This window comes from Frankia sp. CcI156, assembly GCF_001983015.1.
GTDB classification, from domain to species: Bacteria; Actinomycetota; Actinomycetes; order Frankiales; family Frankiaceae; genus Frankia; species Frankia casuarinae.
Genome location: NZ_MOMD01000023.1, coordinates 1 through 21,486, shown reverse-complemented (window position 1 = coordinate 21,486; position 21,486 = coordinate 1). Strand labels below are relative to the sequence as shown.

Below are 21,486 nucleotides of genomic sequence, written 5' to 3'. Positions count from 1 at the left end.
GCCGCCGCGCACCGGTCACCGGCGACGCCGCGCATTGGCGGCGGCCCGATCGACCCCGACCCGGTCGGCCGATCACCCGTCAGAGCGAACCCACCAGCCGTCGCACCTGGGTGACATCTGGTTGGTCCAACCAGGCTATCCGGTTATCCCGCCGGAACCAGGATCTTTGTCGACGGGCAAAGCGCCGCGTCGCCGTAATTGTGGCGAGCTTGGCCTGTTCGGCGGAGTCCATTGCGCCGTCGAACCAGGCCAGAACCTGGGCATATCCCAGTGCGCGAGACGCGGTTCGGCCTTCCCGCAGGCCKCATTCCACCAACCTTCGCACTTCGTCAGGAAAACCAGCACCCCACATTTTCTCCACCCGGTCCGCAATCCGTTGGTCGAGATCGGGGCGATCCACGCCGATCTGCACGACCTCATAGACCGAGCGGTGCTCCGGCAGGGTGGCCGTGAAGGTTCCGGTGAGCTCGACGACCTCCAGGGCACGCACGATCCGCCGGCCGTTGCTGGGCAGGATCGCCGCAGCGGCCTGCGGCGCCCGCGCGGCCAGCCGGTCGTGCAGCGCCGGGGCGCCGACGCGGGCCAGTTCCTCCTCCCACCGCGCCCGGACGCCCGGATCGGTCCCCGGGAAGGCAAGATTGTCAAGAACCGCGCGGACGTAGAGCCCGGAACCGCCGACCAGCACCGGAATGCGCCCGGCGGCGAGCAGGCCGTCGATTATCCGGCGGGCGTCCGCCTGGAAGCTCGCGACGTCCGCGGGATGCGTCACGTCCCACACGTCGAGCAGATGGTGGGGCACCCCGCGACGCTCCGCCTCGGGAACCTTGGCGGTACCGATGTCCATCCCACGGTAGAGCTGCATCGAGTCCGCGTTCACCACCTCGCCGCCGAGGGCGAGCGCGATCTCGATGCCGAGGTCACTCTTGCCGCCGGCGGTCGGCCCCACGACCGCCACCACCGGTCCCCGGCGCGGTTCCTCCTGCCCGTTCATCCTCGCTCGGCAACATCCCGTGTCCAGAGGGCAACCAGATAGCCGACACCATACGGCGCGTCGTCATACCGGAGGTCACTGTTCCATGACCCCGGGCCCAGGGACCCCGGGCCCAGGGACTCCGGGCCCAGGCCGTCCCGGGTCGCGGCRAGCAGGGCGCCGGCCAGGACCTGCCAGGACGCCCGGCCCGCGGCGAGCAGCTCCCGGGCCAACCCCGGGTCCAAGGCGAGCAGGCCGGCCGGATCCCCTGCGGCCAGCGCCGCGGCGGCGGTCGCGTCGAACGCCGCGGCCCGTGGGTCCAACCCGCCGGGAGCCTTCAGCGTGCGACAGGCCGAGCCGTCGCCCATCACGAGCAGGGCGAGGCGCTCCTGCGGAGCGGAGCCCGCGACCAGCCGCGATCCGAGTGCGACGGCCCCGTCCGGGGAGATCTCCGCGGGCACCCCGACGGCGGTGCGGGCGCCGGGCCAACCGACGACGCCCAGCAGCCAGGCGCCGATCGTGATCGACAACGGTAGAGCGGGCGACGACAGGACGGACGACGGCTCGGGGGCCGGCGCGGTCGGGCCAAGATCCACCCGGAGATCCACCCCGAAGCCGGCCAGCGACCCGGACGCGGCGGGGCCGTAGGACACCTCGGTCGCCGCGTCACCCACCACCACGATCGTGTCCGGCTCGGCGGCACACAGCAGGCGCACCGCGTCCACCGCGACGGCCCGCGCCTCGACCGGCTCACCACGGCCGACCTCGGGAACCAGCAACGGAGGATGAGGACAGACCGCGGCGGCGACGAGGGTCATCSACGTACCGGAGTACAGCAGGCGTCCGCGCCGGCCGACGCCGCGTCGGCCGACGCCGGGCCGACGGGATCGGGCGAGGACGGCCGCAGGGACGGGATGCCCAGGGTGACGATCGGCCGTCCGTCTGCCGGCTGCTGCGCGGCTGCCGCACCGCCACCGTCACCGTCACGCCCGAGCGCCCACGCGTCCCCCGCACGGGTCGCCCGGTGGGACCGCAGGGGGCCGTCGGCGGTGAGGTGATGGGGTGCTGCCCGCGTCACCACCGTCTCGACGACGTCGCCCGGGCGCACCGTAGGCGCGACCGCCACCGCGACCGCGGGCGCGGCGCCGCCCGCCCTCGGGCCCGAGCCGGTGGACGAGCTCGCGGCCTCGTCCGCGCGGAAGTGCACGAGCCGTCCGTCCCGAGCCCGGCCGGACATCCGGCCGGTGGCGCCGTCCTTGCGCCCCTCCCCCTCCRAGACCAGCACCTCGACCCGCCGGCCGACCAGGGCCCGGTTCTCCGCCCAGGAGATCTCGTCCTGCAGGGCCACCAGCCGGGTATACCGGTCGGCCACGGTCGCCCGGTCCACCTGGGCGTCCATGGTCGCTGCCGGGGTGCCCGGGCGAGGCGAGTACTGGAAGGTGAAGGCGCCGGAGAACCGGGCCGCCCGCACCACGTCGAGGGTATCGGCGAAGTCCGCCTCGGTCTCGCCAGGGAAGCCGACGATGATGTCGGTGGTGATGGCCGCGTCGGGCATGGCCGCCCGCACCCGCTCGACAATGYCGAGGAAACGGTCCCGACGGTACGAGCGGCGCATGCGGCGCAGCACGGTGTCCGACCCGGACTGCAACGGCATGTGCAGCTGGTGGCACACGTTCGAGGTGGTCGCCATGGCCTCGATGACGTCGTCGGTGAAGTCGCGCGGATGCGGTGAGGTGAATCGGACACGTTCGAGACCGTCGACGCGACCGCAGGCGGCCAGCAGCTTCGCGAAGGCACCGGGATCGCCCAGCGAGCGCCCGTAGGAGTTGACGTTCTGTCCCAGCAGTGTGATCTCCAGGGCGCCCTCCGCGACCAGGGCCTCGACCTCGGCGAGCACGTCGCCCGGCCGGCGGTCACGCTCGCGGCCACGCAGGCTGGGGACGATGCAGAAGGTGCAGGTGTTGTCACATCCCACGCTGATGCTGACCCAGGCCGAGTGATGGCTGGCCCGCCGGGTCGGCAGGGAGCTCGGGAAGACCTCCAGGGCCTCGGCGATCTCGACCTGGGCCGCCGCGTTGTGCCGCGCGCGCTCCAGCAGCACGGGCAGTCGGTGCAGGTTGTGCGTGCCGAAGACCACGTCAACCCAGGGCGCCCGGTCGAGGATCGCGGCCCGGTCCTTCTGGGCGAGGCAGCCCCCGACCGCGATCTGCATGCCCGGATGGCCCTTCTTCACCGGGACTAGCTGGCCGAGGTTGCCGTACAGGCGGTTGTCGGCGTTCTCCCGCACCGCGCAGGTGTTGAACACGACCACATCCGCCTCGCCGCCGGGATCGACCGGGGAGTAGCCGGCGGATTCCAGCAGCCCACAGAGCCGTTCGGAGTCGTGGACGTTCATCTGGCACCCGAACGTGCGGACCTCGTAGCTGCGGCCGTTCACCCGACCAGCCTACGGCGCGTGCACCGGGCCGTAGCCGGGTCCGGGGTCGAGTCTGGGGTCTGGGCTGGGCTGGGTTGGGGTCTGGGCTGGGTCCGGCGGGGACGGGATCGCGTCGCGGGCCGCCTCTCCTGCGGGGCCGGGACCCTCCCCGTCGGGAGCTGAGGCGCCCCACCCCGGCCTGGACACCGCCCGAGATATCAGGCAACACCCCGCTCGATATATTTGCATAGCTGCAGGGATACTATTCTCGAATGTTCCCGTCAGTGCGCCGAAATCCGCGCGAGACGACCGCTCCAGCTGTCGGCTCCACGACTGATCCGCGCGCCTGGCCGTTCCATCATGAGGCCGCCGGGACGCTCGGCCCAACACCACACCGCCATTGTGTCGGGAGGTCGACATGCCTTTGGTGACTCTGGAAGGCGTCGGGAAGTCGTTCGGCGACAACCGGGTCCTGGCCGACGTCGACCTGTCCGTCGAGGCGGGCGAGGTCGTCATCATCATCGGGCCCTCGGGGTCGGGGAAGTCGACCCTGTGCCGCTGCGTCAACCGGTTGGAAACGATCGACGAGGGCCGGATCCTCTTCGAGGGCCGTCCCCTGCCCACGGAGAGCCGTGAGCTCGCCCGGATGCGATCACGGGTTGGAATGGTGTTCCAATCGTTCAACCTCTTCGCGCACAAGACGGTGCTCGAGAACGTCACCCTGGGACCGGTCAAGGTCCTGGGGCACAACCGCTTGCAGGCCCGCGCCCGGGCCCAGGAACTACTGGAACGCGTGGGGATCGCCGACAAGGCGGACCGGTTGCCCCGCCAGCTCTCCGGCGGYCAGCAGCAGCGCGCCGCCATCGCCAGGGCGCTGGCGATGGATCCCGTGCTCATGCTCTTCGACGAACCGACCTCGGCGCTCGACCCAGAGATGATCTCCGAGGTGCTGGACGTGATGAGGTCGCTGGCCACCAGCGGCATGACCATGATCGTCGTCACCCACGAAATGGGATTCGCGCGCTCCGCCGCGGACCGGGTGGCCTTCATGGCGGACGGTCGCATCCTCGAGATCGCCCCGCCGGAGAGTTTCTTCGCCGCGCCGCGGACCGAGCGCGCCCGGGACTTCCTGGCCCGGGTCCTGCAGCACTGAACCTCCACCGACCCGACCCGGTCACGCCCACCGCCCACCGCGCCGCCGGCACCCGGAGGCACACCAGCAGGCACGCACCACCAGCAGGCACGCACCACCAGAGGGACGCAGTTCCTCAGGGGGACACACACCACCCGACGCCAGATCACCTGCTCCGGACCCGCGGTCCGGAGCACTGCGAGAGGATCGGTCATGCGTACACCGTTCAGCCGGACGCGACGCCCCGCCGCCGGGCATCCCAACGGGAGCTCCGGCGGGATGTCACGCGAACGCCGCCGCAGGCGCGGCGGCGCGCTSCTCGCCGGCGCGACGCTGCTCGCCGCCCTCGGACTGAGTGCCTGTGGGAGCAGCGGCGATGACACCTCGACACCCACCCCCTCGGTGACCTTCACCGCCGGCACCACCATGGCCCGGCTGCACGACGCCGGAAAGATCATCATCGGGACGAAGTTCGACCAGAACCTGTTCGGRCTGAAGAACCTCAGCGGCCAGCCCGAGGGCTTCGACGTCGAGATCTCGAAGATCGTCACGGATGCCCTGGGCATCCCGCGCGACAAGGTCTCCTACGTGGAGACAGTGTCGGCCAACCGTGAACCCTTCATCCAGCAGGGCCGGGTCGACCTCGTGGTGGCCACCTACACAATCAACGACAAACGAAAGAAGGTCGTCGACTTCGCGGGGCCGTACTACGTCTCCGGCCAGTCCATCATGGTCTCGAAGAACAACACCGACATCACCGGCAAGGACACCCTTGCCGGCAAGAAGGTGTGCTCGGTCAGCGGATCCACGCCGGCCGAGAACATCCGCCGGGTGGCGCCCACCGCCCAGCTCGTGCTGTTCGATGTGTACAGCAAGTGCGCCGACGCGTTGAAGAACGGTCAGGTCGACGCGGTCACCACGGACAAGGGCATCCTGCTGGGTCTCGTCGACAAGGACCCTGACGCCTTCAAGGTGGTGGGTGGCACCTTCACGAAGGAGCCCTACGGCATCGGCCTCAAGAAGGGTGACGACGCGTTCCGGAACTTCATCAACGACACGCTCGAGGCCGCTTACAAGGACGGGCGCTGGGAGAAGGCGTACACCTCGACCCTCGGCAAGGTGGAGCCGACCGTGYCCACTCCCCCGGCCGTCGACCGGTACACGTCCTGATCCGCTCCGCGGGTCGAGGGCCGTTGAGCGGCGGCCGTTGACCGGTAGCAGGTGATCGATATCAGGTGACCGGCACCGGCTGAACGGCATCCGCCGATCATCGCTCGGGGCACGACCGGTCGGCCTCACCCGCGCCGACCGGTCGTCCACCCGCCACCGCATGAGGGAGGACAGCGATCGACGCCGTCATCGACAACCTCGACATCTTCGCCGAGGGCTTCCGCCGGACGGTCGGGCTAAGCCTGTTCGCGTCCGTGGCTGCGCTGATCCTCGGTACCGTCCTCGCGGCGATGCGGGTCTCCCCCGTGCCCCCGCTGCGCTGGACCGGCACCGCCTACGTGCAGACGGTCCGCAACACCCCGCTGACCGTCGTGTTCTTCTTCGTGGTGTTCGTCCTGCCACAGCTGGACATCGTCTTCTCGTATTTCACGTTCGCGGTGGTCGCGCTCTCGATCTATCACGCCGCGCTGGTCTGCGAGGCGGTGCGTTCCGGGATCAATGGGGTCGACCTCGGTCAGGCCGAAGCGGCTCGTGCGCTGGGCCTGACCTTCTCCCAGACACTACGAATGATCATTCTTCCGCAGGCGTTCCGCAACGTGCTGCAACCGCTGGGCAGCGTGGTGAGCGCACTGATCCGCAACACCTCGATCGCCGCGGCGTTCGGCGTCCAAGAGCTGACCGGCATGGTCCAACGGCTCACGACCGCCAATCCGGACGCGGTGATCGCCGTGCTGCTCGGCGGCGTGGTGGCATACTTGATCCTCACCGTGGTGCTGGCAGMCGGGCTGTCCCTGGCCGAACGACGGGTGGCGAGGGCGCAATGAGCACCGAGATCATCCTGGCCGATCCACCGGGTCCGCGTGGTCGGCGTCKCATCCTGATCGCGAGCGTGGTGGCCGCCGCTGTCCTCGTCGGGCTGGTCACGCTGGCGGTGCTCCGCCTCGCCGACTCTGGCCAGCTCGACGGCAAGCGCTGGAGTGTCTTCGTCGATCAGCCGGCGCTACGCACCCTGCTGTGGAACGGGCTGCTCGACACGCTRCGCGCCGCGCTGACCGCGATGCTGTTCGCCTCGGCGGTGGGGACCCTGCTTGCCCTGGCCCGGCTGTCCCGGCGCCGGGCGGTACGCATCCCGGCCACGCTGCTGGTGGAGCTGTTCCGCAGCCTGYCCGTCCTGATGCTCATCCTGTTCGCCTACCTCGGTCTGCCGGCGCTCGGCTGGCGGCTCTCGGCGTTCTGGGCCCTGGTCATCGGGCTGACCGCCTACAACGGGGCGGTGCTCAGCGAGATCTTCCGYGCCGGGATCCAGTCGGTCGACCGGGGGCAGACGGAGGCCGCGGCGGCGGTCGGGCTGCGGCCGGTCCAGATCTTCCGCCTCATCCAGTTTCCCCAGGCGATCCGGCGGATGAGCCCGACGCTGGTGAGCCAGCTGGTGACGTTGCTCAAGGACACCTCGCTGGGCTACGTCATCGCCTACAGCGAGCTGCTGCGGTCGGGGCGCGGGGCGGTCGAGTATCTGGGCAGCAGGTACGCCCTGCCCATTTACACCGTCATGGCGGTGATGTACATCGTCACCAACGGGCTGCTGTCGCTGCTGGCCCGATGGCTGGACCGCAGCCAGGACCGCCGCCTCGGCGGCCGCGTTCCGGCTCAGCGGGCGGTGCCCACCGCACGGGTCTCGCGCACGACGGTCACCCGGATCTGACCCGGATAGGTGAGCTCCTCCTCGATCTGCCTGGCGACGTCCCGGGCGAGCAGATGGGCGGCGAGATCGTCGATCTCCTCGGGCACGACCATGACACGCACCTCCCGGCCGGCCTGCATGGCGAACACCTTGTCGACACYCGGACGGTCACCGGCGATCTGCTCGATGCGCTCGAGCCGTTTCACATACGACTCCAGGCTGTCGCGGCGGGCGCCAGGCCGGCCACCGGAGATCTGGTCGGCGGCCTGGGTCAGCACCGCGCAGATCGAGCGGGGTGCGACCTCGTTGTGATGGGCCTCGATCGCGTGCACGACCTGCTCGTCCTCACCGTAGCGACGGGCCACATCCGCCCCGATCAACGCGTGAGAGCCCTCGATCTCGTGGGTGAGCGCCTTGCCGAGGTCGTGCAGCAGAGCCGCTCGTTTCGCGAGTGGAAGCGGCATGCGCAGCTCGGCGGCCATGATTCCGGCGAGGTGGGCGCTTTCGATCAGGTGCGCGAGCACGTTCTGGCCGTAGCTGGTTCGGTAACGCAACTGGCCCAGCAGGTTAACCAGCTCGGGGTGCATCTCGGAGATGCCGGTCTCAAGCAGGGCGTCCTCGCCCGCCCGCACGCACCGCTCGGCCACCTCGAGCTGGGCGCGGGCGTACTCCTCCTCGATGCGGTGCGGATGGATCCGGCCGTCGGACACCAGAGCCGCCAGCGTGATGCGACCGACCTCGCGACGCACCGGATCGAAGCAGCTCAGCAGCACCGCCTCGGGCGTGTCGTCGATGAGCACGTTGACCCCGGTGACGGACTCGAAAGCCCGAATGTTGCGCCCCTCCCGCCCGATGATCCTGCCCTTCATCTCATCGCCGGGAAGATGCAGGACCGTCACGACGGACTCGGTGGTCTGGTCGGACGCGACCCGTTGGATGGCGGTGGTCACGATCCTGCGGGCGCGTTCCTCACCCTCCTCCTCGGCCCGGGCCTCGATCTCGCGGACCGTCAGCGCCGCCTCCCGCCGGGCCTCCTGCTCGATGACGGCGATCAGCTCTCCCCTGGCCTGCCCGGCGGTGAGCCCGGCCACCTGCTCCAGCGCGGCATGACGGGCACGTTCGAGGTCGGCCACCTCGGCCGTCCGACGGGTCAGGTCGTTCTCCCGGTCGAGCAGGTCGCGGTCGCGGTCCGCCAGCCGGCGACCATGATCGTCGAGGCTGGCCATCCGGTCCTCGACGCGCTGTTCCCGGGCGGCTATCGCAACCTCCCGGCTCTGCAGTTCCGTCCGCCAGGCCTGCTGCTCACCGTCGAACGCCGCCCGAGTCGCGGCGATCTCGGTCCGGGCGGCCTCCTGCTCGGCGCGGACGGACTCTCTCGCCGCGGCCTGGACTCGCGAGGTTTCGACCGCCGCCTCGGCGAGCATCCGCTCGCGCAGTAGGGCGACATCCTCCTCGCCGCGCCGCCGGATCTCGGCGGCATCCCGCTCAGCCCGCGCCAACCGTTCCGCCGCCTCCCGTTCGGCTCGGGCCACAATCTGCGCCGCCTCCTCCGCGCTACCACCATGAGCCGCGCGGAGGCCGCCGTCGGAGCGACCGGCGGTCACCGCCGAATCCCCGGTCCGCGCGGCGGTGCCGTCCCGATCGGCGGGTGAGTCGGCGTCCGTCGTGGCCGGAGCACCGGAACCCTCCCAGGGGGCGGGCAGGACCCGGACCGTCGGCTCCTCGTCAAAGTCCGCCGGACCCGTCACGTCCCCGACGCCCCGGGCGGCCGGGGTTCGGGGCACCACCGGAGCGGGGTCGGGTACCTTGTCGACCCGGGTCGCCCGGACCAACCGCGCCACGGCGAGGATCAGAACGCTCAGGACAACAAGTACGAGTGACAACAGGACGACGAGGACGCCCTCCATCGCTGCTCCCTCCGCTTCCGTCGGACCCGCACAGGCGGGCTGGAGCGGCGAAGGACCCTCGTCTCGGCACGATCACAGCCGTAGAGGGGCAGCACGCGGATTACGCCATTGCGATATGGAGCCCGGACGGCCTCCCGAACCGGCCAATCCAACGTCGACCGGCCGGCGGGCATACCGCCTTCGAGCACCCACGCGCAGCGGCTGCCTCCGTGTGAGTTGGACGAGCTATCAAGACCGCGTCGCCGCGGGAGTCCTGTCACCTTTCAAGAAAGACTAKGTCTCGCACAATCCCTGGTCAAGAAATAAGGGCACATTGACGGCCCAGGCTCAATCTCCCCACCACTCACACCGAGCCGTCGTCTTCGTCGCCATCGACCACCCAKCCCATCCGACCTCCGCCGTCGGGCCCCTGAGCGACCTGCTCGCTCACGACCCGGACCGCCAGTTCGACCGGATAGCCCTTTCGGGTCAGCATGGCGAGGAGCCTTCGGGTACGAACCTGCTCGGGCAGGCGGTCCATCGACCGCAGCCGACGAAGGACGAGCTCGCGGGCGCTCTCCTCCTCGTCGTCCGCTCCGACCAGCGCCATGGCGGCCTCGACGGTGTCCGGATCCACTCCCCGCTTACGCAGCTCTGTGGCCAGGGCCTGCCTACCCAGCCCACGACGGGCCCGAGCGGAGGAGACGAAGGCGGCAGCGAAGGCCTCGTCGTCGATTAGACCGACGGCGGCCAACCGGTCGAGGACCACAGCGGCGATCTCATCGGTGACCCCCCGTCGCCGCATGGTCGCCGCAAGCTCCGCTCGGCTCCTCGCTCTGGTCGCCAGCTGATGCAGACAGATCTCCCGCGCGACCGAGATCGGATCCTTCGGCCGCGGCCCCCCGTCCACCACGACCACCGTCCGGGCGAATGACGGACCGGCCGCGGCATTCCCCGGATCTGCTCCTGCCATCGGCTACAGATCGACCGGAACGGGCGCCACGGCATCGGATTCGAGACTGGGCAGGATGCCGAGCTTCTCCTTGATCTTCTTTTCGATCTCGTTGGCCAGATCGGGGTTGTCCCGCAGAAAAGACCGGGCGTTCTCCTTGCCCTGGCCGAGCTGATCGCCGTCGTAGGTGTACCAGGCACCGGACTTACGAATAATGCCGTGCTCGACACCCATGTCGATCAGGGAACCCTCCCGACTGATACCGCCTCCGTAGACGATGTCGAATTCGGCGGTCCGAAACGGCGGCGCCACCTTGTTCTTCACCACCTTGACGCGGGTCCGGTTACCCACGGCCTCCGTGCCGTCCTTGAGAGTTTCGATACGACGGACATCGAGGCGCACCGACGCATAGAACTTCAGTGCCTTACCACCGGTCGTGGTCTCCGGGGAGCCGAACATCACCCCGATCTTCTCGCGCAACTGGTTGATGAAGATCGCGGTCGTACCGGAGTTCGCCAGCGCCGCGGTCATCTTGCGCAGGGCCTGGGACATCAGGCGGGCCTGGAGGCCGACGTGACTGTCCCCCATCTCGCCCTCGATCTCGGCCCTCGGGACCAGCGCGGCCACCGAGTCGATGACGATGATGTCCAGCGCGCCAGACCGGACGAGCATGTCCGCGATCTCCAACGCCTGCTCGCCGGTATCAGGCTGGGAGACCAGCAGACCGTCGGTGTCGACGCCGAGCTTTCCCGCGTACTCGGGGTCGAGCGCGTGCTCGGCGTCGATGAACGCCGCGATACCACCAGCCGCCTGCGCGTTCGCCACCGCGTGCAGGGCGACGGTCGTCTTCCCGGACGACTCCGGGCCGTAGATCTCAATGATGCRCCCCCGCGGCAGCCCGCCGATGCCGAGCGCGACATCCAGAGCAATCGAACCGGTGGGGATGGCCTGGACCGGCGGCCTGGTGTCGTCCCCCAACCGCATGACCGATCCCTTGCCGAACTGCTTGTCGATCTGCGCCAAGGCGTTATCCAACGCCTTCTCACGGTCGAGTCCTGCCATTGGAGTTACTCCATGCTGAGGTCGTCGAGTCTTGGCCACGAGGATGACGTTAGGCCGTGGGTCCGACAGTTTCGAGAGTCGAGGATGATCTGTGGACAAGTAGCCGCACGAGGACGACTCTAGACGAACATGCGTTCGACGACCCGACGACACGCCGGACGGTGGCTCAGCGCYCCCGCGCCGGCACATCGAACTCCTCGCACACGGCCCGCCAGACGGTCTTGGMATCGTCACCACGGGCCAGGGCCACCTCGACCGTCGCGCCACCGAGACCGGGCAGCACATGATCACGCGCAAACGACTCCGCGTACGCGGAACCGAACCGTGTGTTCATCTTCGCCCAGAACTCGGTCAACCGCACTTCGCCAGTGTGCACCGTCCGGACGGGACGGGACCACCCAAGGGGGTCCTGGTCGGGGATCCCCACCGGGGGTCCCCACCGGCGGAACCGCGGCCACGGGAAGCACGACCGCGGGAAGCACGACCGGGTCGAGGCCGGGCCCCACGGCGGGCCCGTCATGAACCACACCGGCGGAAGGTTGTCGGTCCCTCGACGCAGACTGGTCAACGTGCCCAGCTTCGCTTCCCCCGATCCGCCGGATCCGCTCACGGCGTTCTCCGCCCCGACCCGGAGCTGGTTCGGCGCGGCCTTCACCGCCGCGACCCCCGCCCAGCGGGGCGCGTGGGAGGCGATTCGCACCGGCGGCAACGCGCTGGTCGTCGCACCCACGGGTTCGGGGAAGACACTGGCCGCCTTCCTGTGGTCGCTGGACACCCTGGCCCGCTCGGCGCCGCCGGCCGAGCCCACCCGGCGCTGCCGGGTGCTGTACGTCAGCCCACTCAAGGCGCTGGCCGTCGACGTCGAACGGAACCTGCGGGCACCGCTCGCGGGGATACGCTCCGCCGCGCAACGGCTCGGTCTGCCCCAGCCGGACGTGACCGTGGGTCTGYGGTCGGGCGACACCCCCGCCGCCGAACGACGCGGTTTCGGCACCCGGCCCCCCGACGTCCTGATCACCACCCCGGAGTCRCTCTTCCTCATCCTCACCAGTGCCGCGCGGGAGTCGCTGCGCGGCGTCCGGACAGTGATCGTCGACGAGGTCCACGCGGTGGCGGGCACCAAGCGCGGCGCCCACCTCGCGCTGAGCCTGGAGCGTCTGGACGCCCTGCTGGACACCCCGGCCCAGCGGATCGGCCTGTCCGCCACGGTGCGGCCGGTCGAGGAGGCCGCCCGATTCCTGGGCGGAACGGCCCCGGTGGCGGTAGTCCGCCCGCCCGCGGCCAAGACCCTCCAGATCGACGTCGTGGTGCCGGTCGAGGACATGACCCAGCTCGGCGGACAGCTCCTCGACGGGTCCCCGGACGGCTCGGCGGCCTCCGCCCCGCACCGAGCGTCGATCTGGCCGGCGGTCGAGCAGCGTGTCCTCGACCTCGTGTTGGCTCATTCCGCCAGCATCGTCTTCRCCAACTCGCGCCGGCTCGCGGAGCGACTCTGCGCCCGGCTGAACGAGCTGTACGCCGAGCGGCTCGCCGCGGCCACCGCCGCGGACGAATCCGTGGCCGGGGACGGGCCGGGGGAAGCCGGCCGGACGTCCCCCGCGGCGCTGATGGGCGCCTCGGGCCAAGGCGGCGGCACGGCGGGCTGGCCGGAGATCGCGCGGGCCCACCACGGCAGCGTGAGCCGCGAGCAACGGGCCGGAATCGAGGAGGATCTCAAGGCTGGCCGGCTGCCCGCGGTCGTCGCGACCTCCAGCCTGGAACTCGGCATCGACATGGGAGCCGTCGACCTGGTCGTGCAGATCGGGTCCCCGCCGAGCGTCGCCGCCGGGATGCAGCGCACCGGCCGCGCGGGCCACCAGGTCGGCGCCGCCAGTCGCGGCGTCATCATCCCGAAGCATCGCAGCGACCTGCTCGAATGTGCCGTGGTCGCCGAGCGGATGCGCTCGGGGGCGATCGAGCGGCTGCGGTACCCGCGCAACCCCCTCGACGTGCTGGCGCAGCAGATCGTGGCAATGACGGCGATGGAGGACTGGCACGTTGACGAGCTCGGCGCGCTGGTCCGGCGCACCGCGACGTTCGCGACGCTGCCGACCTCCGCCTTCGAGGCGGTCCTGGACATGCTCGCCGGCCGCTACCCCTCCGACACGTTCGCCGAGCTGCGCCCCCGCATCACCTGGGACCGCGTCACCGGGATCCTCRCCGCCCGCCCGGGCGCCCAGCGGCTCGCCGTGACCAGCGGAGGCACCATTCCCGACCGGGGCATGTTCGGCGTCTTCCTCGTCGGGGAGCGCTCCAGCCGGGTCGGKGAACTCGACGAGGAGATGGTCTACGAGTCGCGGGTCGGCGACGTGGTGCTCCTCGGCTCATCCAGCTGGCGCATCGAGGAGATCACCGCCGACCGGGTCCTGGTGACGCCGGCTCCGGGACGGCCCGGCCGGCTCCCCTTCTGGCATGGCGACGCCCCAGGCCGACCCGCCGAACTCGGCCGCGCGCTCGGCGCGTTCCTGCGCGAGATCACCAGGTTGCCGGCGCAGGCGGCGGCCGACCGCGTCCGGGCCGCCGGCCTCGACGATCGGGCCACCGCCAACCTGCTGCGCTACCTCGACGAGCAGAAGGCTGCCGTCGGCCGTCTCCACGACGATCGGACGATCGTCGTGGAGCGTTTCCGGGACGAGATCGGCGACTGGCGCCTGGCGGTGCACTCCCCGTTCGGTGCTCCGGTGAACGCGCCCTGGGCGCTCGCCCTGGGCGCCCGGCTGCGCGAGCGGTACGGGGTCGACGTCCAGATCATGCACACCGACGACGGCATCGTCGCCCGGATCCCGGATGCCGCCGAGCCGCCCGGCGCCGATCTCGCGCTGTTCGAGCCGGACGAGATCGACGCGATCGTACGGGCGGAGATCGGGAGCAGCGCCCTGTTCGCCAGCCGGTTCCGCGAGTGCGCCGGGCGGGCCCTGCTGCTGCCCCGCCGGACCCCGGGGCGGCGGACCCCGCTGTGGCAGCAGCGCCAGCGCAGCGCAGCGCTGCTGTCCGTCGCCGCGACGTTCGCCAGCTTCCCCGTCGTGCTGGAGACCATGCGAGAGTGCCTGCAGGACGTGTTCGACGTTCCGGCGCTCGCGGAGCTGATGCGCGAGGTGTCGGCCCGCACGCTGCGGGTGGTGGAGGTGGAGACGCCGTCCCCGTCTCCGTTCGCCTCCGCCCTGCTGTTCGGCTACGTCGCCGCCTTCATGTACGACGGGGACGTACCGTTGGCCGAACGCCGGGCGCAGGTGCTGTCGCTGGACAGCTCCCTGCTGGCCGAGCTCCTCGGCGAGGCGGACCTGCGGGAGCTGATCGATCCAGCGGCGCTCGCGCAGGTCGCCGCCCAGCTCACGCGGCTCGCCCCGGATCGCCACGCCCGCGATGTCGAGGGAGTGGCCGACCTGCTGCGAATGCTCGGTGACCTCACGACCGAGGAGGCGGTCGCCCGGGGTGCCACCCCGGGCTGGCTCGCCGAGCTCGAACAGACCCGCCGGGCCCTGCGGGTCCGTATCGCYGGCGAGGAGCGGTGGGTCGCGATCGAGGACGCCGGCCGGCTGCGCGACGCCCTRGGCGTACCGCTGCCGGTGGGAGTTCCCGACGCCTTCACCGAACCGGTGCGTGACCCTCTCGGCGACCTGATCTCCCGCTATGCCCGTACCCACGGACCGTTCGACACCGAGGAACCGGCCGCCCGGCTGGGGCTGGGCACGGCGGTGGTCGCCGGTGTCCTGGACGGGCTGGTCCGCAGCGGCCGCCTCGTCCGCGGTGAGCTGCATCCCGACCGCGGCGGTGAGCAGTGGTGCGACGCGGGCGTGCTGCGGGCGCTGCGACGACGCAGCCTTGCCGCCCTGCGCAAGGAGGTCGAGGCGGTGCCGCCCCGGACCCTCGGTGCCTTCCTGCCGGCCTGGCAGTCGGTCACCAGCGGACGTGGCCGGGGGGTGGACGGTGTGCTGCGCGCCGTCGAGCAGCTGCAGGGCGCGCTGATCCCGGCGAGCGCATGGGAACAGCTCGTCCTCCCGGCCCGCGTCGCCGACTACTCACCGACGATGCTCGACGAGCTGTGCTCCGCCGGCGAGGTGCACTGGGCTGGCGCCGGCGGGCTGCCCGGGGACGACGGCTGGTTGACCCTGGTCCTCGCCGACACCGCGCCCCTGCTGCTGCCTCCGCCCGACCCGGAGATCGCCTCGGGTCCGCTGCACACCGCGATTCTCGACGCGCTCACCGGCGGGGCGGCCCTGTTCTTCCGGGCGCTGTCCGACCGGATGGGCTCGCTCGACGACACGGCGCTCGCTACCGCGCTCTGGGATCTCGTCTGGGCGGGGCGGGTAACCAACGACACCCTCGCCCCGCTGCGTGCCCTGCTGGGTTCCGCCGGCCGTCCGTACCGTGCCCCCCGTCCCCGGGCGGCACGGTACGGACGGCCGGCGATGCCGCGGCGGGCCGGCCCCCCGACGGCCGCCGGCCGCTGGTCGCTGCTGCCCGAGCGGGACACCGACCCGACCCGGCGCGCCCACGCGCTGGCCGAGGCGCTGCTCGAGCGCCACGGCATCGTCACCCGCGGCGCGGTGACCGGCGAGCGGCACCCGGGCGGGTTCGCCGGGGTCTACCGGGTCCTCAGCGCCTTCGAGGACGCCGGCCGCGCCCGCCGGGGCTACTTCGTCGAGTCCCTGGGCGCGGCCCAGTTCGCCGTCCCGGGAGCGGTCGATCGGCTGCGCTCCATCGCCGCGGCACAGCGGGACGCCGAGGCGGCCCCGGCCTGGGCGCAGCCGGCGGCCGGCCCACCGAGCTCATCGTCCGCGCAGGCCGTCGTCCTGGCCGCGGCCGATCCGGCCAACCCGTTCGGTGCCGCGCTGCCCTGGCCGACCCGACCGGGGGATGACGCGGACGGCGCCGCCGGCCACCGGCCGGGGCGCAAGGCGGGCGCGATGGTCGTCATCATCGACGGGGAACTCATCCTCTACGTGGAACGCGGGGGCCGTTCCCTGCTGTCATGGACCGAGGACGACCATCGGATGGCCCCGGCGGTGGAGGCGTTGGCCCGCGCCGTGCGGGACGGCCTGCTCGGCAGGCTCACGGTGGAGAAGGCGGACGGCCAGACGATCGTCGGCAGCACCCTGGGTGCCGCCCTGGAGCGCGCCGGTTTCCACCCGACCCCGCGGGGCCTGCGGCTGCGGAGCATCAGTTCCGAGAGAAGGAAATAAGACGGGCACGTCCGCGGGTGAACGCTCCCTCGGCCGCCTTGAGACTGATCTCCAGATCCGCGGCCGCCTCCCGGGTACTCTTCCCGGCCGCCCGAGCCATGATCACCTCACGCTCCCGGCCCTGCAGTCCCCCGGCCCGGGCCAGCAGCCAGCGGGCTTCCGCACGGTCACAGACGGCGTCGTCCGGGGCCGGCTCMCACGGCTGCAGATAGCCGCGCACGACCGCCCGCTCCGCACGCTGACGAGCTCTATGGTGATCAACGCAGAGACGTAGCACCGTCGTCGTCAGAAACTGCCCGACCCGGCTCGCGTCGAGAYCCCGAAATCCGGCGGCGCGGATGAATGCCTCGTGTACGCAGTCCTCCGCGTCGGCCTTGCTCGGCAACCGCCTACGGGCTATGTGGATGAGCCGATCACGGTGCGGGAGCATCAGCGACCAGCGCTGCTGGCTGTATGGCCGGTCCAGCTCGACCACGGGCGCAGCGGATACAAAATCAACCGAGGGCGTGTCCCCGGCAGGGCATGTCACGGTTTGCTCCACCTGTCATGCTCAGACCGCGCCACCCCCCAGCACGATCGCCTACCTTCCCGGAGCGCGCCAGCACCGAGAACCGCGATGTGCCTTGGTCAGTTGGACCCGCTGCTTGCCAGAACAGCGGACTAGGACAAGRCGGACATTACCATCCGCTCCCGGGTAGGCCAGCAGCGGCATATCCCGGTGGGCGACGTACCCGCCCGATCGATACGCACCGTGTTATCGCCTGGCCGTGACCCGAGCTTATCGAGAGCCGCATTGGCGCCATCAACCGGTCAGTACACCGCCAAAACGGGCGAGATAATGACGTTCTGCTTCGTAAGCTCTTATGGAGTCACTCGCCCTCGGTCACTGTGGGTACACGAAGGAACTGGGCGGAACGTCTCGACGACCTACCCGATGGYGCTACCCGGTCTGGTACACGACGCCTGATACACGACACGAGGTACGACAGCCCGTCCCCGCTGTCGGGTGTCATCGAAGATTTTRGTATGACATCCTATTTTCGGCCTAGATTTCAATAGGAAGCCAAAGGTTTTACTAGCTGACCCGGTTTGGTGACGGCACGGCGCGGTGCAGGCCCGGAGCGGGAGCCGTTCAGGTGCGACTGCGTGGGTATCCGGTGGGGTATCGCGGGAGCGTGCTGCCCACGCCGCCACCGGGGATCTCCGAGCGCGACGAGCGGCTGCTGGTGCTGACCTGGCAGGCGATGGCCGACGGCACCCGCGAGATCATCCTGACCGACGACGTGATCGGCGAGCTGACCGGCGAAACGTTTGACGACCGGTACATCCCGCCACACGTAGAGTTGTCCGCCCGCATCCACGCCGCCACCACCCAAGCACTGGATCGGGGCGACTTCCTGCTCACCGTCGCGCCCGCCCGCTCCGCCGGCACCCTCACCAGCCGGTTCACCCCGACGGCCACCGGGTCCGGCCTGGCGCGGGCGTACCGGGCACTGCCCGCCGCCACCGCCGGGGCGCTGCGGGTGCAGATGTCCTTCGGGCCGCTGTACCCGCACGCGGAGAACGTCTGCCGCGTCCCGGCCTACCTCGACCACGTGCTCCCGCTGGGCGAACACCGCCAGCCCGGCGACGACAGCCTGCTCACGATGGACGACCTGGCCATCACCGCGACCCGCGACCGGCTGCACCTGGTCAGCATCTCGCGTCGTCAAGTGGTTGAGCCGCAGGTGTTCCACGCGCTCGCACGGGACAAACAGCCCCCGCCGCTGGCCCGGTTCCTGGCACACCTGCCAGGGCGTTCTCCGCCGCCTGGTACCAGTTCGATTGGGGACCGCGCGTCCGGCTGCCGTTCCTGCCACGGGTGCGCTACCGGCGCACCGTCCTGTCCCCGGCCCAGGGGCGGCTTGCCCCCCGACGACCTCCCACCCGGCCAGGCCGGTCCCGGCCAGTGGAGGCAGGTACTCGACCGGTGGCGGCGCCGCTGGGACTGCGCTGGGACTGCCCTGACGTGGTCGAGCTCCGCGACGCGGACCGCACGCTGCGCCTCACCCTCAACGAGCCCGCCCACGCCACCCTCCTGCACGCCCACCTCAAACGGCACGGCCAGGCGATCCTGTACGCGGCCACCCCGGCGGCCGACTACGGGTGGATCGACGGCCACGCCCACGAAATCGCGCTGCCCCCGGTCACCATCTGCCCCGCTGCACCCGGCCCGCTGCACGRCCTCCTACCCGTCGTGACGAACACACACGGGCACCTGCCCGGCGCCCCGGACGCCACCTGGCTCTCGGCGAAGCTGTTCACCCATCCCGAACGGATCGGCGAGATCGTCGCCGAGGCGCTTCCCGGCCTGCTGGCCACGCTCGACACACCCGCGTGCTGGTGGCTGCGATACCGCAGCCGACAGGAGACAGACCACCTGCGCCTGCGGCTGCGCACTACCCCCGACTGTTATGCGCAGTACTCGAACGCGGTCGGGGAGTGGGCGCAGCGGATGCGCCAAGCAGGACTGGCCGGGCGGCTGGTGATCGACACCTACTCCCCGGAAGTCGGCCGCTACGGGCATGGCGAGGCACTGGACGCCGCGGAGAACGTCTTCGCCGCCGACTCCGCCACCATGGCCGCCCTGCTGCGGCACCAGCCCACCACCGAGGTCGACCTCGGGCTGGTGGTGGCGAACATGGTAGGCATCGTCAGCGGGTTCTTCGGCGATCCCAACGAGGCGATGGACTGGCTGGCCGCCCGGCCGGCCCCGGCTGCCGCTGCGGCCCTCGACCGGGCGGTGGCCGAGCGAGCGACCCAGCTCGCCACCGACCCGGCCGGGCTGTGGTCGCTGTCCGGCTGGACCATCGACATCGGGCCGGCGTGGGACAACCGCGCCGACGCRCTGGCCAGCTACCACAAGGCGCTGCCACCGGAGGCGAACACCGACGTGGTGCCGGAGTCGCTGCTGCACATGCACCACAACCGGGCCGTCGGCATCARCCGGGACAGCGAACGCACCTGCCGCCGCCTGGCCCGGCAAGCCGCGCTCACCTGGCGAGCCCGCCGTAGCAGTGGTGCCCGGTGACCTACACCGACCCGTACACGCCACCGCCCGAGCACCATCCCGCACCCGGCGGGGGTCAATCCCTGGCAGACGGGGCCGCCGGGCTGGCGCTGCTGCACATCGCCTATGCCCGCGCCGGGATCGGAGACTGGGCCACCGCCCACCAATGGGTCAAGGCCATGACCGCCGAACCCGTGGCCGCGGACACGGGCGCCGGCCTGTACCGGGGCGCCCCGGCGGTCGCATTCGTGCTGCGCACCGCCGGCCAGCCCGTCTACACCGGCGCACTGCACACCCTCGACGAGCACATCGCCGCGATCACTTGCACCCGCCTGGAGGCAGCGCACGAGCGGATCGACCGCGGCGAACTGCCCGCGCTGCGGGAGTTCGACCTGATCAACGGGCTGACCGGACTCGAATGGGTCAACGCCGCCGCCGACCAGCCGGGTCCGCAACGCCCGTCCTGGTGCTACGGCGCCCCCGGCCTGGCCCGCGCCCGCCACCTGACCGCCCAGGCACTGGACACCCCGAACAGGGTGGCCGACGCCAAGGCCACGCTCGTCGCGTGTCTCACCGACGAGGCTCAACTCGCCCAACTCGGCGACGACTCGCTGTGCCACGGCTGGGCCGGGCTGGTGCACGTCTCCCGCCGGATACTCGCCGACACCGAACCCGGCGGCGAATTCGCCGAGGTCCTGTCCCGGTTGGAACACCGCTGGCGTCACCGCCGCGCCCAGGCGGCCCGAAAACTATCGGAGGTGAGGGGGATGCTGGAAGGCGACGCCGGAATCGCGCTCACCGATCTGCCGCCGGGCACCGGATGGGACGCCTGCCTGCTCACCGTCCCGCCCACGGCCGGACCAACGCACTCGCCCGTATCCGCAAGTACACACACGAAGGAACCGGATGACCAACGCCACCAGCACCCGCCCCGAGGACCTGCGCGAGCAGATGATCAGCAACATCCGCACCGCTGGTCACCTGCGCTCCGAGCGCATCGAGCAGGCGTTTCGGGCCGTTCCCCGGCACCGGTTCGTTCCCGCGGCCTCGGTCGAGGAGGCGTACGCCAACAAGGCGATCACCATCAAGCCCGGCGCAGACCGGCCCGCCAGTTGCATCTCCGTGCCGACCGTGGTGGCGATGATGCTCGGTCAGCTCGAACTGACCACGCCCGCCGCGCCCTGGYCGAGACCAGCTACGACCGAGTGCGGGTGGTCACCGGCGACGGCGCCATCGGCGACGCGGACCACGCCCCCTACGACAAGATCATCGTTACGGAACTGTTGRCCGGACTTTCCTGAGGTCGAACGGCGTGTCGTAGGGCAGGGTCGGACAGGTCGGAACAGTCTGCATCTCTCTGATCTTGGAGGGTGCTGGGTGTTTGAGGACAGCGATCATCGGGTGATCGAGGCGATCCGGCTTCCGCTGTGGGGAAGCGTGGTCGCGTCCGACGGCGTGGTGCCGTGGAGGCTGGTCGACGGCCTCGGTGAGCCGGTCGAGCCGGTCGAGGTCTTCCTACGGGACTTCGTCGCGCAGGGCCGGTCGGCGAACTCGGTGCGCAGCTATGCGCTGGCGTTGCTGCGGTGGTGGCGGTTTCTGGTCGCGGTTGGAGTGGCCTGGGACCGGGTGAGTCCGGCGGAGGTCCGGGACTTCGTGCTGTGGCTCGGGCAGGCGACCAAGCCGGTCGCGGCGGCGCGGGTCGGGTCGCGGGCGACCGTGGGGCAGGTCAACCCGGTGACCCGTAAGCGCCACCTCGGGGACGGCTACGGGCCGGCGACGGTGCGGCACAGCAACGCCGTGCTGCGGACCTTCTATGAGTTCTGGCTGGAGCGTGGTGAGGGGCCGCTGGTGAATCCGGTTGTGCTTGCTCGGGCGGGCCGGGGCCGGGCGCACGCGCACCACAACCCGCTGGAGGCATTCCGTCCGGAGGGGCGGCTGCGTTATAA

The 21,486-nt window shown here is 70.9% G+C and carries 15 protein-coding genes and 3 pseudogenes; 10 read left to right on the top strand and 8 right to left on the bottom strand.

Annotated features, from left to right (window positions below; genetic code table 11):
* Positions 1 to 79 precede the first annotated feature (79 nt).
* The 3 genes from miaA to miaB are packed head-to-tail and all read right to left on the bottom strand — an operon-like array spanning position 80 to position 3,407.
* On the bottom strand, positions 80 to 991 hold the full coding sequence (gene miaA / locus CcI156_RS10705; protein ID WP_076805492.1) for a tRNA (adenosine(37)-N6)-dimethylallyltransferase MiaA: 912 nt from the start codon (positions 989 to 991) through the stop codon (positions 80 to 82).
* Positions 988 to 1,788: a class III extradiol dioxygenase subunit B-like domain-containing protein gene (locus CcI156_RS10700; protein WP_023840376.1), complete on the bottom strand. Its 801-nt coding sequence runs from the start codon at positions 1,786 to 1,788 to the stop codon at positions 988 to 990. The genes miaA and CcI156_RS10700 overlap by 4 nt, the downstream gene beginning before the upstream one ends.
* Entirely contained in the window at positions 1,785 to 3,407 is a 1,623-nt protein-coding gene (gene miaB, locus CcI156_RS10695) for a tRNA (N6-isopentenyl adenosine(37)-C2)-methylthiotransferase MiaB (RefSeq protein ID WP_076805491.1), read from the bottom strand. The genes CcI156_RS10700 and miaB overlap by 4 nt, the downstream gene beginning before the upstream one ends.
* A gap of 397 nt (positions 3,408 to 3,804) precedes the next feature.
* Between miaB and CcI156_RS10690 the strand changes: the two genes are divergently transcribed.
* The 4 genes from CcI156_RS10690 to CcI156_RS10675 all read left to right on the top strand — a co-directional run bounded on the left by CcI156_RS10690 (position 3,805) and on the right by CcI156_RS10675 (position 7,390).
* On the top strand, positions 3,805 to 4,539 hold the full coding sequence (locus tag CcI156_RS10690; protein WP_011437897.1) for an amino acid ABC transporter ATP-binding protein: 735 nt from the start codon (positions 3,805 to 3,807) through the stop codon (positions 4,537 to 4,539).
* A gap of 258 nt (positions 4,540 to 4,797) precedes the next feature.
* Positions 4,798 to 5,688, top strand: a complete 891-nt coding sequence (locus CcI156_RS10685; RefSeq protein WP_083718440.1) for a glutamate ABC transporter substrate-binding protein — start codon at positions 4,798 to 4,800, stop codon at positions 5,686 to 5,688.
* A gap of 176 nt (positions 5,689 to 5,864) precedes the next feature.
* The gene (locus tag CcI156_RS10680) at positions 5,865 to 6,512 is read left to right on the top strand and encodes an amino acid ABC transporter permease (RefSeq protein WP_076805489.1); all 648 of its coding nucleotides are present in this window, start codon (positions 5,865 to 5,867) and stop codon (positions 6,510 to 6,512) included.
* A complete protein-coding gene (locus tag CcI156_RS10675) occupies positions 6,509 to 7,390 on the top strand; it encodes an amino acid ABC transporter permease (protein WP_076805488.1) in 882 nt (293 codons plus the stop codon). The genes CcI156_RS10680 and CcI156_RS10675 overlap by 4 nt, the downstream gene beginning before the upstream one ends.
* On the opposite strand, the gene rny is transcribed toward CcI156_RS10675, so the two are convergent.
* The 4 genes from rny to CcI156_RS10655 form a co-directional block, all read right to left on the bottom strand.
* Positions 7,336 to 9,276: a ribonuclease Y gene (gene rny, locus CcI156_RS10670; RefSeq protein ID WP_076805487.1), complete on the bottom strand. Its 1,941-nt coding sequence runs from the start codon at positions 9,274 to 9,276 to the stop codon at positions 7,336 to 7,338. The genes CcI156_RS10675 and rny overlap by 55 nt on opposite strands.
* Positions 9,277 to 9,619: 343 nt before the next feature.
* The gene (recX, locus tag CcI156_RS10665; RefSeq protein ID WP_011437902.1) at positions 9,620 to 10,228 is read right to left on the bottom strand and encodes a recombination regulator RecX; all 609 of its coding nucleotides are present in this window, start codon (positions 10,226 to 10,228) and stop codon (positions 9,620 to 9,622) included.
* Positions 10,229 to 10,231: 3 nt separating this feature from the next.
* Positions 10,232 to 11,269: a recombinase RecA gene (recA, locus tag CcI156_RS10660; protein ID WP_035909669.1), complete on the bottom strand. Its 1,038-nt coding sequence runs from the start codon at positions 11,267 to 11,269 to the stop codon at positions 10,232 to 10,234.
* A 166-nt stretch (positions 11,270 to 11,435) separates the two neighbouring features.
* Positions 11,436 to 11,630, bottom strand: coding sequence for a DUF3046 domain-containing protein (locus CcI156_RS10655; RefSeq protein WP_076805538.1), 195 nt, complete (start codon positions 11,628 to 11,630; stop codon positions 11,436 to 11,438).
* Between the two features lie 157 nt (positions 11,631 to 11,787).
* Here CcI156_RS10655 and CcI156_RS10650 point away from each other — a divergent pair, with 157 nt between their 5' ends.
* The gene (locus CcI156_RS10650) at positions 11,788 to 16,491 is read left to right on the top strand and encodes an ATP-dependent helicase (RefSeq protein ID WP_083718428.1); all 4,704 of its coding nucleotides are present in this window, start codon (positions 11,788 to 11,790) and stop codon (positions 16,489 to 16,491) included.
* Here CcI156_RS10650 and CcI156_RS10645 read toward each other — a convergent pair.
* Positions 16,469 to 17,020 (bottom strand): RNA polymerase sigma factor, encoded by a 552-nt coding sequence (locus CcI156_RS10645; RefSeq protein WP_076805537.1) that lies wholly within the window; start codon positions 17,018 to 17,020, stop codon positions 16,469 to 16,471. The genes CcI156_RS10650 and CcI156_RS10645 overlap by 23 nt on opposite strands.
* Before the next feature lie 607 nt (positions 17,021 to 17,627).
* On the opposite strand from CcI156_RS10645, the pseudogene CcI156_RS24755 reads away from it, so the two are divergent.
* The 5 genes and pseudogenes from CcI156_RS24755 to CcI156_RS10625 all read left to right on the top strand — a co-directional run.
* Positions 17,628 to 18,511, top strand: a pseudogene (locus CcI156_RS24755) (lantibiotic dehydratase family protein); the annotation flags it as partial.
* The gene (locus CcI156_RS10635; protein ID WP_371681796.1) at positions 18,500 to 19,561 is read left to right on the top strand and encodes a thiopeptide-type bacteriocin biosynthesis protein; all 1,062 of its coding nucleotides are present in this window, start codon (positions 18,500 to 18,502) and stop codon (positions 19,559 to 19,561) included. The pseudogene CcI156_RS24755 and the gene CcI156_RS10635, both read left to right, overlap by 12 nt.
* Positions 19,558 to 20,328, top strand: a pseudogene (locus CcI156_RS27705) (lanthionine synthetase LanC family protein); the annotation flags it as partial. The gene CcI156_RS10635 and the pseudogene CcI156_RS27705, both read left to right, overlap by 4 nt.
* 118 nt (positions 20,329 to 20,446) lie before the next feature.
* Positions 20,447 to 20,841: pseudogene (locus CcI156_RS27700) on the top strand (hypothetical protein).
* Between the two features lie 76 nt (positions 20,842 to 20,917).
* On the top strand, positions 20,918 to 21,486 hold a 569-nt coding region (locus CcI156_RS10625; RefSeq protein ID WP_175637570.1), incomplete at its 3' end, for a site-specific integrase.